Genomic DNA, 15549 nt, shown 5'->3' with positions numbered 1-15549 from the left:
AACATAAAGAGGTAATCTTAACAATAATGCCAAAGCAAACTTTTATGGCGTAAAACGGGGTTATACCTAAAATATGGCTCGCCTGCAAAAACCAAAAATTTTTCTCATTCTCGCCGGTGACGCGGCGTTATTTTATATTTGCCTATACCTCTCCCTCTTTCTAAGACATCAAAAATTTGTGGACGGGAAGATGTGGTATTTCCATCAGTTTCCTTTTTTGACAGTACACATGCTGTGGATTGTCGTATTCTACATCGCCGGACTTTACGAACTTAAAAATTTTTATTCAATCAAAAAAACGGGGGAATTGGTTTTGAAAACAATGGCTGCCGCCGTCACTTTGGCGGTGTTCGTTTTTTATCTCATACCCTACACGAACATAGAGCCGAAGACGACATTATTGATAGACGCAACATTGCTTTTGGTTCTTTTAACCGCATGGAGGCACCTTTTTTGGCTGATATCCGGCAAAACAGAGAAAACGCGCGTGCTGTTTTTGGGAGAATCAAAAGAAATCAGATACATAGCTAAAATTCTGGACACAAATCCCTATCTTGGCTACGAATCAGCCGGAGTAATGGCAGAGGTCGAAGGAAACTTGACCGAAATAGCGAAAAACAAAAACGCGGATATAATCGCCGCGTCCCGCCAAATAATGGGAAATGCCGCAACGGCAAAAAAACTATACGAAACGGTTCTTGCCGGAATAAGCGTAATGGACTTTGAAAATTTTTATGAGTCTCTTGTTGAAAGAATTCCGGTCTACCTGATAAGCGAAGAATGGTTTTTAAAAAATCTTTTTGAAATAAATAAAAAAATTTACAAAAAAATAAAAAGGGCTTTTGACTTGGTTCTCGCTCTGATTTTATGCGCCCCGACAATTATCTTATTTCCTTTTTTGGCTGTTCTTATAAGAATGTGGAGCAAGGGTCCTGTTTTTTACAGGCAAAAAAGAGTCGGTAAAGACGGAAAAATTTTTGAGCTTATAAAACTCAGGACAATGGTAGACAAGGCGGAAAAAAACGGCGCGGTTTGGACCAAACAAGAAGACCCGAGAATAACAGGGATCGGAAATTTTTTAAGGAAAACCAGGCTGGACGAACTGCCTCAATTAATAAACGTGATAAGGGGCGAGATGTCTTTCATCGGGCCGAGGCCGGAACGTCCGGAATTCGTAAAAGACCTGGAAAAAGAAGTGCCGCATTACGCGATGCGGCATATTGTAAAACCCGGACTTTCCGGGTGGGCTCAAATAAAATTTCCTTACGGGGCTTCCGTTGAAGACGCAATGGAAAAACTTCAGTACGATTTATATTATATCAAAAACCGCTCGCTGATTTTGGATATCGCGATTACGGCTAAGACAATTTCCGTGGTGCTCGGAAGCAAAGGAAGATAATTAAGATATCTCTATGATTTTTACCGGACACATATCGGCCGCGTCTTTGTTGCACGACGGCTCGCTTGTCTCCAGTTCGTAATTTCCCGTCTGGCTGTTTAGAATTCCATTTTTGAGTTTTGCTTTATTGTTGTCCCCCATTTCCCAAAAATCGGAACAAGCGGCGACACAAACTCCGCAGCCGATGCAATCATTATGTTTTTGCGTAATTTTAACCATGCTTCGATTTTATCACACCAGATTCAAAGGTCAAAATCCTTGTAAAAAAGGGCAAATAATCTAAAATAGAGTAATTATTAAAATAAAAAGACATGGAACCATTCTCTGTAATAATTCCCGCTTACAACGAAGAAAAGGCAGTGAGAAAAACAGTCTCCGGGCTTAAAACATATCTTGAGACGAATTTTTTCGATAAATATGAAATTATTGTCGTAAACGACGGGTCAACCGACGCGACCGCGAAAGAGCTAGAGGGGATGGACGGAATAAAAGTAATAACCCACCCGAAAAATAAGGGCTACGGCGCCTCCATAAAAGAAGGCGTGGAAAATTCCAAATATGAATGGATTATCTGGTTTGACGGAGACGGCCAGCATCAAAATGAATATATTCCGTCTCTTTTGGAAAAACGAAAAACAGCCGACATGGTTTTGGGAGAAAGAAAAGGATACAAGGGTCCGTTGATCCGCCAGCCCGGTAAAAAAATTCTGAAGTGGACCGCGGAATTTTTAACAGGGCAAAAAATTCCCGACATAAATTCCGGTTTCAGAATTTTTAGAAAAGAACATTTCAACCGTTTCAAACATCTGCTTCCGGACGGTTTTTCAACGTCAACAACTTTGACAATGTGTTTTCTTACCGAAGGCCTTTTCGTCGCTTATGTGCCGATCGAAATAAAAAAGAGAGAGGGAAAAAGCACGGTTTCAATGAAACACGGAACTCAGACTTTTCTTCTTATTTTAAGAATGATAATGCTTTTTAATCCCTTGAAAATATTCCTGCCGCCAAGCGTTTTAACCCTGGTTTTTGGAATAATTTTCGGCGTTGACGGAATAATAAGGTACGGCAGTTTCCCCACTTCCGCGGTCGTAATAATAATCGCCGGCATGCTGCTTTTTTTTAACGGGCTTCTTGCAGACCAAATCGCAGTGCTAAGAAGAGAAAGAAAATAAAACTAAAATATGGATATCCTGTCTTTTATCAAAAGCAGAAGAAGCGTAAGAATTTTCGAAGAAAAAATACCGGACAAAGAGGCTGTAGAAAAAATAATTGAAGCAGCCTCTTTTGCTCCTTCAGCCTGCAACGAACAAGGCTGGCATTTTATTGTCATAGACGATACGCAAAAGAAACAGCAAATAATCGACATGGGCGGTTCCGCGAACATAAAAAATTCGCCGTTGGGAATTTTGGTTTTATACGACAGCCGGACAAAAAATTCTGAATACGCCGACAACGTCCAAAGCGCGGCGGCCGCGACGCAAAACATGCTTCTTATGGCTCACGATTTAGGACTTGGCGCCTGCTGGACTTGCCACCTGCCGCCCAAACGCCAGCTTAAAAAAATATTTCATATTCCTTCGCATCTTGAACCCGTAGCTTACGTTCTTCTCGGTTATAAAAAAACCGAGCCTATTGATGTCCCGAGAAAATGGAAAAACGAAGAAATAATAAGCTACAATATTTTTGCCTCAAAAAAACCGCAAGAAAAAAATTCCAAGATAAAAACATTTCTGCTGAAGTTACTTTTAAAAATATATTTTTTAATACCGGTTTTTGTAAAGAAAAAATGGCTGAACAAATTTGTTGACAAAAATTTCGTAAAGAAATTTGAAAATTAAAGATGAAAAACAATTTTACCATAGATGAAGTCCGAAAATTTTGGGACGGCGTCGGAGACGAATACGACGAAATAAACGGGCGGATCGGGAAAACACATCATCAAAGATTCAGAGAAGCTTCAAAATATTTAAACAGTTTAGCCGGACAAAAAATTTTAAACGTCTGGTCGCGCACAGGAGAAGCGATTCCTTATATAAGGCAGATCTGCCCCGACGCGGAAATATTCAATTTGGAAGTATCAAATGAATTCATCAAAAAAGCGAAAGAGAAATTTCCAAAAGAAAATTTTGAAGAAACCAATTTGGACAAATTCCCTTTTGAAAAAGATTCTTTCGATTATGTGATATCTCTTGAAACGCTGGAACACGCGCCCTTGCCTTTAGAATTTTTGAAAGAATGCCGCCGTACGCTAAAACCCGAAGGAATATTGATAATGAGCCTGCCTCCCAAAACCGCGGAACTGCCTTTGAGGTTGTATGAATTATTCTTTAAAAATCACGGAGAAGGACCGCACAATTTTTTATCGTCAAAAACAGTGAAAAAGATGATTAGAGACGCGGGAATGGAATTGATAACGCACAGGGGAACTCTTCTTGTCCCGGCAGGTCCCGAATGGCTCAAAAATTTTGGAGAAAAAATAATTGAAAAATGCCAAAACACACCCTTAAAAGAGATGGGCATAAGGCAATTTTACATATCAAAAAAAACAAATGAGTAAATTAAAAACCTTACTGATAAATCCGCCGCTTTCTCTTGAGGACAGGTACGGCAAACAACTCAAGCATTTTGGCGCTTTGAGCGAACCGATGGGATTGGCTTACATAGCGGCAAGCCTTCAGTCTTATAAATACCCGGTAAAAATATTGGATTGCCCCGCCATGGGAATTACTTTGGAGCAGCTGGCCGAACATATAAAAGAGTGCGATTTTGACATCGTCGGCATCACAATGCTTACGCCGATGTATTCCAAGGTGAAAAAAACCGCCGAGACAATAAAAAAAATCCGCCCGAAAACAAAAATAATTGTCGGAGGGGCGCATGCCACGGCCCTTCCTGAAGAAACCTTAAAAGATATTCCGGAAATCGATTTCGCCTGCGTCGGAGAAGGAGAAAAAACAATTTTAGATTTCGTCCGGTTCCTTGAAGGAGAAAAAAACGTTGAAGAAGTAGACGGATTATTTTACAGAAAAGACGGAATAATCAGCCGTAACAAACCCAGAGAATTTGAAGCAAATATCGACAATTTTCCTCCTCCAAGCCGGGATCTTTTGCCCATTGAAAAATACAAGCTTACGGCTTCACGCGTAATGAAAGGCTCTTTTGCCCCGACGCTGATAGTCGCCAGAGGATGCCCTTTCAATTGCCTTTATTGTTCTCATCCCTTCGGAAGAACTTATCGCCGCCATTCGGTGCAAAGAGTGATAGAGGAAATGGAATCGCTTATGGAAAAATACGACATAAGAGAATTCAATATAGAAGCCGACAGTTTGGCGGTAGACAGAAATTTTGTTTTATCCTTGTGCGAAGAAATGATAAAAAAAGGGATAAGCAAAAAAATAAGATGGACATGCGAAAACCGCATGGATTTGATAGACGAAGAGCTGCTAAAAAAAATGAAAGAGGCCGGGTGCTGGCAGATAAGCTACGGAGTTGAAAGCGGGGTGCAAAGGCTTTTAAACTTAATCAACAAGGGTGAAACCTTGGAACAAATGGAAAAAGCTTTCCGCCTTACAAAAAAAATTGGCATAACCATAAGAGGGTTTTTTATGCTGGGTTTGCCGACCGAAACGCGAGAAGAAAGCATGAAAACAATAAAATTCGCGAAAAAAATTGACCCTTTATGGGCGCAATTTACGATAACAATCCCTTATCCGGGAACGCCTCTTTTTGAAATGCTCAAAAAAGAAGGAAAAATAAAATCTTTTAATTGGGACAATTACAATACATGGGGCGGATGGGCTGAAAAAACGCTGCCTTTCGTGGCGGAAGGAAGGACCGAAAAAGAGTTAAAACTACTGCAAAAGAAAGCGCTTATATCTTTCTACATGAGGCCGAAGGTATTTTTCAGATTTATTAAAACAATAAATTCCCTGGAGAGCTTCAAGAAATACAGTCGGGGATTTTTTACACTTCTAAAAACTTCTTTAAAATAAAATTTATGTGCGGAATATTTGGAGTATTAAGAAAAACACAGTCTGATTTGAATCCTGATTTATTGATGTCTGTTCAAAATCATCTGTTTACTCTTTCAGAATCCCGAGGGAAAGAAGCTTCGGGAGTCGCATTGCTTTCGGGAAACGCGATACAAATCTGCAAAGATGCCGTTCCCGCTTCCAAATTAATAAAATCAAAAACCTATCAAGAATTATTTTCCGGCTTGCGCGATAAAAATACCGCCAATCCTTTTGCCGTAATCGGCCACACAAGACTCGTAACAGACGGCGGGGCGGAAAACAACAAAAACAACCAACCGGTTTCGAAAAGCGGCGTCGTTTGCGTGCACAATGGAATTATCGTGAACCATGCCGAATTATGGGAAAAATTCCCTTCTCTAAAAAGAGACTACAAAGTTGATACAGAAATAATACCGGATCTCCTGAACTTTTTTTTGAAACAGGAAAATGACATTGCCGAGGCGGCGGTAAAAATGTTCGGACTGATAAAAGGAACGGCTTCCATCGCGACTCTGTTTGACGACAAAAACTGTCTGCTCCTCGCGACAAACAACGGTTCTCTTTATTTCTGCCTAAGCGAAACCCAGAATACTTGTTTGTTCGCCTCTGAACGGAATATTCTTGAACAAACATTGAAAAAAAATTATTTCAAAAAAATACCGGGGAATTTTAAAATACAGCAGGTTGAAAGCAATACTGGATTTGTAATTCATTTCAGCGGACGAAAGGCGGAAAAATTTTCCTTCAGCGGCGGAAATAAAATTCCAGTAGCAAGCAGCGGCAAAACATATAAAATAATGGATGTCTCGCCAAACAAAAACGGCGGGGTGGTTTTTGAAACCAAAAAACCGGATCAAGCAAAAATAGAAAAACTGATAATTGAAGAATTCGAGGAAAACGCTGTTTTTGTGGATAAACTTAAAAGATGCACGAAATGCGTTCTTCCGGAAACCATGCCCTTTATCGAATTTGACGAAAAAGGAGTATGCAATTATTGCAGAAACCACAAGACGGCGGAAAAAAAAGGAGAAGAAGCGTTAAAAGAAATAATTCTAAAAAACACACCCAAAAACGAAAAGCCGAAATGTCTTTTCCCTTTTAGCGGAGGAAGAGACAGCAGTTATGGATTGCACTACGTAAAAAACGTGCTAAAGATAGAACCAATCGCCTATTCTTATGATTGGGGAATGGTTACGGATCTTGCGCGGAGAAACCAGGCAAGGATATGCGGAGAGCTCGGAATTGAACACATTATCGTTTCAGCGGACATCAGAAGGAAAAGAGAAAATATAAAGAAAAATATAATCGCATGGCTCAAAAAACCTGATTTAGGCATGGTTCCTCTGTTTATGGCGGGAGACAAGCAATATTTCTATCACATAAACCGGCTGGAAAAACAGCTGGGCACCGATTTTACAATCTACTCCGAAAATCCGCTGGAAAAAACCGACTTCAAATCCGGATTTAACAACATCCGTTCTAGCTTCAGCGGAAAAAACATACACAAACTTCCATTTTTTGACACCGCCCATCTTGCCATGTATTATTTTAAGCAATTTCTGCTAAACCCGTCTTATATAAATTCTTCATTGATAGATACTTTCTCCGGCTTTCTGTCTCACTATACAATTCCTCATAATTATTTATTTCTTTACCATTATATTGCGTGGGACGAAAAAAAAATAAACTCCACGCTCATAGATAAATACGATTGGGAAACGGCAAAAGACACTGATTCCACATGGAGAATAGGAGACGGAACGGCGCCATTTTACAATTACATCTATCACACCGTCGCCGGTTTTACCGAAAACGACACTTTCCGCAGCAACCAGATAAGAGAAGGGGTCATTTCCAGAGAAGAAGGATTGAAACTGATTCGGGAAGAAAACAAACCAAGAATTGAATCCATAAAGTGGTATTGCGAGACGATAGGCATTGATTTTGAAAAAACACTGAAAACAATAAATAATATTACCAAACTTTATAAAGCTTAGTTCAAAATGAAAATATTACTTATCAATCCGCCGCAACTGGAAGCTATAAATCCGAGCCTTCCAAAAATCTTTCAGGAAAAAGAAGACCCGATGCCGCCTCTCGGGCTGATGTATGTGTCTTCATATCTAAAAAATTCCGCCAAAGAAAAACATCAAATAAAAATCTTGGATTGTCAGCTTGAAAAAATAAACCATAAGCATCTGAAAAAAATAATTTCCGAAGAAACGCCCGATATCTTTGGGATAACGGCCACTTCTTTTTCTTTGCTTGCCGCTCTCCGAGCGGCCGAGATAATGAGAGAGATAAGACCGGAAACAAAAATAGTGCTGGGAGGACCGCATGTTCATATTTATCCGGCGGAAACGCTTTCTTTAAAAGAAATAGATTTTATAGTACTCGGAGAGGGAGAAGAAACTTTTACTGAATTCGTGGACAATGTAGATCAACCGGAAAATTTTTATAAAATCAAGGGTTTTGGTTTTAAAAAAGACGGAGAAGTCGTCATAAACGAACAGAGAGAACCGATAAAAGACCTTGACACTCTGCCCTTCCCCGACAGGCGCTTTTTGCCTTATGAAAAATACGAATCTGTCATTTCCAGAAAAACGCCGATAACCACGATGTTTTCCAGCCGAGGATGCCCGTTCAAGTGCCTTTTCTGCAATCGTCCGCACCTTGGCAAAATCTTTCGCGCAAGGTCCGCGAAAAACGTGGTCAATGAAATGGAAGAATGCGCGAAGATAGGAATCCAGGAAATATTTTTTTACGATGATACTTTTACGGTTGACCGGCGGCGGGTTGTAGAAATTTGCGATGAAATTTTAAAAAGGAAATTAAATATTGGCTGGGATGTGAGAGCGCGCGTTGATACGATTGACGAAAACCTGTTGGTTCTTATGAAAAAAGCGGGGTGCCAAAGAATACATTACGGGGTAGAAGCCGGAACGCAAAAAATTTTAAACACCCTAAGAAAAGGAATAACTCTTGAACAAGTGGAAAAAGCTTTTTCCCTCACAAGAAAAATCGGAATTCAAACTTTGGGTTATTTTATGATAGGGTCTCCGGGCGAAACAAAAAAGGAAATATCCGACACGGTTAAATTCGCCAAAAAAATCAACCCCGATTTTGTAACCTTTTCCATAACAACCCCTTATCCCGCCACCGATCTTTATCTTCTGGGGCTGGAAAAACATCTTCTGCCCTGCGATTACTGGAAAAAATTTGCCGAAAACCCAACGCTTGATTTTAAACCGATGGTGTGGGAAGAAAACTTAAAAAAGAAGGAACTCAAAAAAATGCTTAAAAGAGCTTATTTTTCCTTTTACTTCAGGCCGGGATATATATTAAAAACCATAAAAAACATAAAATCGTACAAAGAGTTCGCAAGAAAAACGATAGCGGGCATAAAACTGTTGGAAAATTAATTCAAAATGCTAAAAAAACTGCTTAAAAGAAGCTACATATTAATAGGTTTTTTGATTTTTTTCTGGGTTGTGAAAGACATTGATTTTTCCTATTTCAAAGGACAAATTTCAAATCTAAATCTTGTCTATCTGCCGTTCGCTTCTCTCCTCTATATTCCTATCCTTCTTTTAAACTCCTATCGTTTCAAGAAAATGGTAAGTTTTCAAAATATCAAATATTCGCTAAAAGAAGCTTTCTATATCGTAGGAATATCAACAATGCTTGCCATCGCCACGCCAGGGAGAATCGGCGATTTCAGCAAAATAATTTACCTGAAAAAAGACGGGCATTCCCTGGGAAAGTCCATTTTAAGCAATGTTTTGGAAAAAATTTTTGATCTTTTGTTCGTACTGATATTTTGCGCAATATTGTTTATTTTTCTTCCTTCCGTCCCCCGCATAGAAATCAACGGCGGCATGATAATAAGATGGATCGTGCCGATAGCCATATTCGCGGGTTTTTTAACGCTGTATTTATACAAAACCAACGACAAAGCCAAAGAGATAATAAAAGATATTTTTCTGGGACTTAAACAATATAACTTTAAAAGAAGCCTTTTTATTTTCTTTTTGACGGCAATTGCCTGGATTTCTTATTTTTTCATCATAAATCTTCTTGCGGCCAGTGTCGGAATCAGCGAGCATTTAAGTTTTTTCTTTGTCTCTTTTCTCGGAGCTTTCTCTGTCTTAGCCGCGCTTCTGCCAATATCAGTTATGGGAATAGGAGCAAGAGAAGCTGTTTTTATCTTTCTGCTTTCGCCGTTCGGAATAGCGAAGGAAACCATAGTACTTTTTTCTCTTCTTATCATGGCAAATTACCTGACGCTTGTGTTAGTCGGGCTTGTCTGCTGGTATAAAAAATTTCTTGCCTGACGAAAATCGGGAAAAATTCAAAAAACAGGCGAATTTTTCCGTTTGGCTATTCGGCTTTTAGCGGAAACGATTTGATTCCGGACGATTCAAAAATTTTTTCCGAAAGGACATCATTGTATCCCAAAACGTAATCTACTTCGAAATAATCAAAGGCTTCCTTAAGCTTATTCTCTTCAATGAGACGCTCTACCGTTTCCGGGTTAAAAATGACGAGAGATTTTTCCGACAGATAATTAAGAGCCGAAGAATCTTGCAGCCCGAACCCGACGGCAGTGATGTCTTTTTCGGTTTTTTCATCTTTCATCCGCCTCGCGTAATCTTCAATTTTTAAAACGCTGTTTGTTTCGCCATAGATAAGACCGAAAGCTAAACGATTGGCAAGGTAAAGATTAAAAAGAGAAACAAAAATCAGAAAAAAAGACAGCGAATAAAATTTCTTTCCGGAAAAACCCGACTGCTCTTTAAAAACAGACAATAGATAAAAAACTCCGAGAGAAGAGAGAAGCGGAAGCAGCCAGCAAAAATCCACCATATGAGTTCTTGAAGCCAAGACAACAAACGACAAAAGGGAAAGCGTTCCCAGTGTCCAAAAGAGGGAGAATCGATAAAGTTCCCTGTCTCTTTTTTTCAGAACAAAAAACAGCCCCAGGATTGCAAAAAACAGAAAAAACGGACCGCCTCCTTTTTCAAGAGAAAGAAAATATTCCATATGCCCGAAGGCAAGCGAACATCCCAGAAAAAATCTTTCGCCGATGCCGACACCCCGCTCTCCAACGTTTGCCAAAACTTTTTTCATCTGCAAAGACCCAAAAAAACCGGTATTTTCAATCTGCTCTTTGTAATTTTTTAAAAATTCGCCTTTTTCAAAATGGTATGTATAGGGATCGGGATAAAGATGCCCGTAATTTTCAAAATCCAGGAATTTTTTTTCCTGATTACTGCCGGCAAAAAACAATTTTGAATAAACATTACCGCCGTCTTTTTTGAAAAAAGACGGAACGTAAAAAACAGACAGAATCAAAATGAGCGGGACAAGAAAAGGGGCGACAAAACGCCGTCCGCGGGAAAACCACAAATATAAAAAAACGAGAGGTATCAGCAAAAAAAATGCCTCCTTTGCCATAACGGCCAACGCCAAAAAAATACCGGAAACAGCCAAGAAAAAGTTTTCCCGCTTATTATCGCGGCCCAAAATAAAGAAAGCAAAAAATAAAGAAACAAAAAATATCGCGAATTCGTAAGAACCGATTGAATAAATCTGCTGCCAATTAAAAGGCGCCAGCACATACAAAGAAGAAAATAAAGCTGTCAGCTTAAAACCAAAGAGACGGGAAACAATAATGGAAAAAACTACGAGAGCCGAAGAATTCAAAAAAATTGAAAACAAAACCAGTTGACCCGGGCTTAAAAAGCCAAGAGCAGAAAAAACTCTGGAATACAAAAAGGCGGTCAATCGGTTACCGGCCAAAGATTGCTCAGCCGAATCTTTTGCCAAGGAAGGAGCCAAAATAACATTCTTTCCGTTTTCATATCCATACACTCCGGAAATCTCGATATTTCTGGCAAGCAAAATCGAATCTTTTATTTTATAAGGAGCGTACCCTTTCAATAAAACCGGCGAATACCACACAAAAAAAGAGAAACAAAAAATTAAAACAAAAAATAAAACCCTTAAAGACGGTTTGTTCATTTTTTCAATTCTTTTTCTATTAACTCGTAAACTTTATCCACAGAAATGGCTTTAACGCATTTATTTTCTTCGCAAACGGTGCTTCTGTGGTTGAATGCGGAAAGGCACGGCGAACATGGGAAATTTTCAAAAAAAATCTTGGTATTTTCTCCCAGGGGAGAATAAAGATTGGGCGATTCCGGTCCAAAAAAAACAAAATTCTTAATAGGGGTAAGCGAAGCAAAATGCCCCGGACCGCTGTCGCTCGTAACCAGGACATCGGAAACGCAATATAAATCCAGGAGTTCGCCGAACTCCGTCTTGCCCGACAAATCAATGACTTTTTCTGAATTAAAAGCGCTATTTATTTTTTCAACAACCGGAATATCGGATTTCGCACCGGTAAGCACCACAAAATTATTTTTGTCTTCCAGAATTTTTCCCGCAAGCGCCGTAAAATTTTCAACGGGCCATGATCTTATGGGCAAGTCTCCTCCGCTTGGATTTAAAATAACGATGTTGCTTCTTTCGCTTATGGCGGGATTTATTTTTTTAAGTTTCTCCCAAATCAATTTTATGTTATCCGGACCCGGCTCGTAGACGGCAGGGGTTAAGTTATCCGGAAAGATGCCGTTATCCATTGTCGGCTTGTTTTGAAAAGCATTTTCCGCCGATTTAACGAAAGAAAAAAATGTTTTGCTTATATGCTGCTGAAAATTATACTGGATTTTGTGAGTGAGCAAATTGCCCCTGTAAAGCCCTTCCATTTTATATTTATAAAATCCGACTCTTTTAGGCGCGCCGCTTAAATAAGTTAAAATTGCCGTCGACCGCGCAAAAAGCTCCAAATCAAAAACCGCGTCAAATCTCTCCCTGCGCATTCTTATTATATTTTTTAAGGAATCGCGAAAAAAATTAAAAACCGAATCAATATTTACAGTAAGCACATTCTCTTTGGGGATGGTTTTAAGAATGTCAACGCTTGCCCTGTTTTTTTCAAAAATCATAAAAAACAGCTCCGCTTCGGGATAACTATCTTTAATATATTTCATCGCCGGATAAGCCAAGATGGCGCTTCCCATCTCGGAAAGTTCTATAAAAAGAAATTTTTTTGAAACACCGGCTTGTTCCCTCCCGTTAAAAAAAAGAAGTTTTTTTGCCTTTCTAAGCAGCGTCAAAAAAAAGCATGCCGGCACGCCAACCCAATAGTCTATTATCCTTGCCGCGGAAACATTCATGATTTATAAAAATTTATTTTTTCCCTTTTATAAAACCTAAAACAAACGTAAGACCTTTCATGTACCTCTTTATGTCTTCAAAACTGTCTATCTTTTTTATTCTACCCCAAATATACGCCGGTCTCATATAGAACTGTCTCATTGCCCTTTTTTCAATTTTTTCAATCTCCTCCCTATTTTTGTATCCGAAAGGAACAAAAACGGGGCTCCAACCGTGATATTCGGAAAAATTTTTAGTGAGCGTTCCGTATTTTTCCGCTTCATCATAAAGCCTTGTCCCCGGGTACGGAGTTGTCACGGAAAATTGCGCGTAATCCGGATTCAATTTTTTGGCGAAATCTATGGTTTTCTGTCCAAGCTCCGGAGTCTCTCCAGGAAGAGCCAGCATGAAAGAAGCTCTTACTTCTATTCCTACTTTTTTGCATAAATCGTTCGCTTTTTCAATCTGTTCCAAAGTTATGCGCTTATCTATATTATCCAAAAGTTTTTGGTCTCCCGATTCAAAACCGAAAAAAATATTCCAACAGCCGGCATTTTTCATTTTGCGAAGCAGTTCTTCATCGACGGTATTTACCCTAGAATAACAAGTCCAAGTTATATCTATTCCTTTTTCCAATATCAAATCGCAAAACTTCATCATCCATTCCCTGCTTACCGTTATGGCATCGTCCCAGAAAGAAATTTCCTTAACGCCGTATTCTTTTATAAGATATTCTATTTCATTTACAGTCCTTTCCGGAGACATCAGCCTTATTTTCCGGCCGAACATTGAAGCGCTCGAACAAAAAGTGCAGTTAAAAACACAACCCCGTATCGCCACCATATTGGCGACAGGAGCTCTTTTATACTGATTCGGCAAAGGAAGGTATTTATCCATCGGCAGAAGATCTCTTGCCGGAAAAGGCAAGGCGTCCAAGTTCTCAATCATATCCCTGTCTCCGGTAAAAATCACTTCATCTCCACTTTTAAAATAAATGCCTTTTATTTGTCCGCATTTTTTTAAGAAATCTTCCCTGTTCCAACCGAATTTTTTATATTCCTCCATAACTTCTTTCGCCGTGAGCTCTCCTTCGCCCTTAACCAAAATATCAAAACATTCATTTTCCCTCATTATTTCCAAAGGCATTATGGCCGCGTGATGGCCTCCTATTATAACAAGGGCGTCCGGAAGAATTTTCTTTATCTCTTTGGCTACAGCAACCGCCCTGAAAAAATTGGATGTTAAAGCGGAAATCCCGACAACCCTCGGATTTATTTCCAAAATCTTTTTTGCCAAATCATTAATAGTATAATTTTCGGCAACAGCGTCAATAATTCCGGTATTAAAACCTTTCTCCCTCAAGTAAGCCGCCACATTCGCGATTCCAAGAGGCGCGAGATTTCCTCCGGCCTTGCCGACATTGCTGGAATATCTTTCGTTCACCGAAATGGGAGGATAAATCAACAAGATATCCATTTTAGAAAAATTATGCTGTTTTTTCGCGCCAATGCCGCAATCTTTTAAACCAGTCTGCTTGCTTTTTTCAGCGATCGCTAAAATCTCGTCGTAGAACAGGAGGCCGGAAAGAAAACTCATCGGTCTGTGGAAAAACCTGAATTTGGTAAAAAATTTGCCGATTAACCCGATTTCCGTCGTGCTTTTTTCCAATCCCGAAAAGCTTCTTTTTCGGGTAATTCTTTCGAGCAGAAGGACCTTAAAACCAGACTGCTCCAAAATTCGCCTTAAAGATTTTTTATTGAAATAAAAAAGGTGTTCCCTCGGCTTTATCTGATAAGCTTTTCCCAAAAAACTGTCCATATCGCAGGTCGTTACCATTAAAATCCCTTTTTCAGACAAAATTCCGCGGGCGGTTTTTAAAACAGCTAAAGGATTGGACAAATGTTCTATGGTGTCAGACATGTGCACGGCGCTAAATCCCGACGCGCCAAAATTTTCGTCAAAAAAATCCGAATAAACTTTTCCGTATTTTTGGGCGATTTCAGCGGCCTTTAAATTCGGCTCCACCCCGGCGGCTTGCCATCCTTTTTTTTGAGCCTCTTTCAAAAAAGTTCCGACACTGCAGCCGATATCCAGAATAGAACCAGGCTTGATAAATTTCTCCAATTTTTTCAGATTTCTGCGAAAATACCATCCGTCGCAATCATCGGCTGATTTATAATATTCAACCCTTGACGATTTGTCCTCCAAATATTGATTTCTATAATCTTCTGGCAAAAAATCGGGGGCGACAAATCCCAAATCGCATTTTTTGCACTTAAGCACTTCAAATTTTTCTTTCTTTTTCCAAGAAAAAACTCCGCTATCTCCGCACAACGGGCATGAAATATTTTTAGTCATCTTTTCTTTTAAAAATTTGATTTATCACGGAAAATCCGTTTATAACCAAAAGCTTTAGCTCATACGTATTTCTTATGGACGCAATCCTTCTAAGAAGATAAGACGGTCTTAAATAAAAACTCTTGTCGGCTTTTTCCTTCAGCCCCAAAATTTCTTCAGCCGTCATCTTGTCGCTGCCCATAACGGAAAAATTTCCGCTTTGGTCCATGACTTTTATTCCGCTTTTAACCCATCCTTTTTCTATCGCCTGTTTTCTGATATTAGTATTCATTCTCGGTATCAGAATATTAAAAGAAGCGAAATCCGCACCTATTTCTTTGGCAAATTCAATGGTTTTTTCACAAGACTCTTTGCTTTCTCCCGGCAGTCCAAAAAGAAACGTGCCCAAAGTTCTGATTCCCAGTTTGCGACAAAGGCCGAAAACATACCTTATGGTAGGTACCCCAAATCTAAGACACTCTTTGTACAATATTTAGCAGCCAATATAATTGGGGTATATGACAATAACAAAGAAACACCGCATTTCCAAAGAAGTGCGCGACCAAGTGCTTAAAAGGA

The 15549-nt window shown here is 39.4% G+C and carries 13 protein-coding genes; 8 read left to right on the top strand and 5 right to left on the bottom strand.

Annotation, left to right across the window (positions count from 1 at the left end):
• Positions 1-73 precede the first annotated feature (73 nt).
• Positions 74-1399: an exopolysaccharide biosynthesis polyprenyl glycosylphosphotransferase gene (locus tag PHC85_02570; GenBank protein ID MDD5032971.1), complete on the top strand. Its 1326-nt coding sequence runs from the start codon at positions 74-76 to the stop codon at positions 1397-1399.
• On the opposite strand, the gene PHC85_02565 is transcribed toward PHC85_02570, so the two are convergent.
• Positions 1400-1618, bottom strand: coding sequence for a ferredoxin (locus PHC85_02565; GenBank protein MDD5032970.1), 219 nt, complete (start codon positions 1616-1618; stop codon positions 1400-1402). It abuts the gene before it with no gap.
• A gap of 92 nt (positions 1619-1710) precedes the next feature.
• On the opposite strand from PHC85_02565, the gene PHC85_02560 reads away from it, so the two are divergent.
• Genes PHC85_02560 through PHC85_02530 form a run of 7 tightly spaced genes read left to right on the top strand, consistent with a single transcriptional unit; the run spans position 1711 to position 9746 of the window.
• The gene (locus tag PHC85_02560; protein MDD5032969.1) at positions 1711-2571 is read left to right on the top strand and encodes a glycosyltransferase family 2 protein; all 861 of its coding nucleotides are present in this window, start codon (positions 1711-1713) and stop codon (positions 2569-2571) included.
• A gap of 9 nt (positions 2572-2580) precedes the next feature.
• Positions 2581-3237, top strand: coding sequence for a nitroreductase family protein (locus PHC85_02555; protein ID MDD5032968.1), 657 nt, complete (start codon positions 2581-2583; stop codon positions 3235-3237).
• Positions 3238-3239: 2 nt separating this feature from the next.
• Positions 3240-3956, top strand: coding sequence for a methyltransferase domain-containing protein (locus PHC85_02550; protein MDD5032967.1), 717 nt, complete (start codon positions 3240-3242; stop codon positions 3954-3956).
• Positions 3949-5391 carry a radical SAM protein gene (locus PHC85_02545; GenBank protein ID MDD5032966.1) on the top strand — a complete coding sequence of 481 codons (1443 nt, stop codon included), beginning with the start codon at positions 3949-3951 and terminating at the stop codon, positions 5389-5391. The genes PHC85_02550 and PHC85_02545 overlap by 8 nt, the downstream gene beginning before the upstream one ends.
• Positions 5392-5396: 5 nt before the next feature.
• Entirely contained in the window at positions 5397-7409 is a 2013-nt protein-coding gene (locus PHC85_02540) for a hypothetical protein (GenBank protein ID MDD5032965.1), read from the top strand.
• Positions 7410-7415: 6 nt separating this feature from the next.
• Entirely contained in the window at positions 7416-8834 is a 1419-nt protein-coding gene (locus tag PHC85_02535) for a radical SAM protein (GenBank protein ID MDD5032964.1), read from the top strand.
• A gap of 6 nt (positions 8835-8840) precedes the next feature.
• Entirely contained in the window at positions 8841-9746 is a 906-nt protein-coding gene (locus PHC85_02530) for a lysylphosphatidylglycerol synthase transmembrane domain-containing protein (GenBank protein MDD5032963.1), read from the top strand.
• A 46-nt stretch (positions 9747-9792) separates the two neighbouring features.
• Here PHC85_02530 and PHC85_02525 read toward each other — a convergent pair whose 3' ends face one another.
• Genes PHC85_02525 through PHC85_02510 form a run of 4 tightly spaced genes read right to left on the bottom strand, consistent with a single transcriptional unit; the run spans position 9793 to position 15379 of the window.
• Positions 9793-11436, bottom strand: a complete 1644-nt coding sequence (locus PHC85_02525) for a hypothetical protein (GenBank protein ID MDD5032962.1) — start codon at positions 11434-11436, stop codon at positions 9793-9795.
• Positions 11433-12653 carry a glycosyltransferase family 9 protein gene (locus PHC85_02520; GenBank protein ID MDD5032961.1) on the bottom strand — a complete coding sequence of 407 codons (1221 nt, stop codon included), beginning with the start codon at positions 12651-12653 and terminating at the stop codon, positions 11433-11435. The genes PHC85_02525 and PHC85_02520 overlap by 4 nt, the downstream gene beginning before the upstream one ends.
• A gap of 13 nt (positions 12654-12666) precedes the next feature.
• On the bottom strand, positions 12667-14991 hold the full coding sequence (locus PHC85_02515) for a cobalamin-dependent protein (GenBank protein MDD5032960.1): 2325 nt from the start codon (positions 14989-14991) through the stop codon (positions 12667-12669).
• Positions 14984-15379, bottom strand: a complete 396-nt coding sequence (locus PHC85_02510) for a hypothetical protein (protein ID MDD5032959.1) — start codon at positions 15377-15379, stop codon at positions 14984-14986. Before PHC85_02510 ends, PHC85_02515 begins: the two co-directional genes overlap by 8 nt.
• Between the last annotated feature and the right edge of the window lie 170 nt (positions 15380-15549).

The sequence above is a fragment of the Candidatus Paceibacterota bacterium genome, from assembly GCA_028711505.1.
Taxonomy (GTDB): domain Bacteria; phylum Patescibacteriota; class Minisyncoccia; order JAHISW01; family Tagabacteraceae; genus JAQTSC01.
Note: the sequence above shows the minus strand (reverse complement) of the source record. Positions and strands in the feature narration are given on the sequence as shown.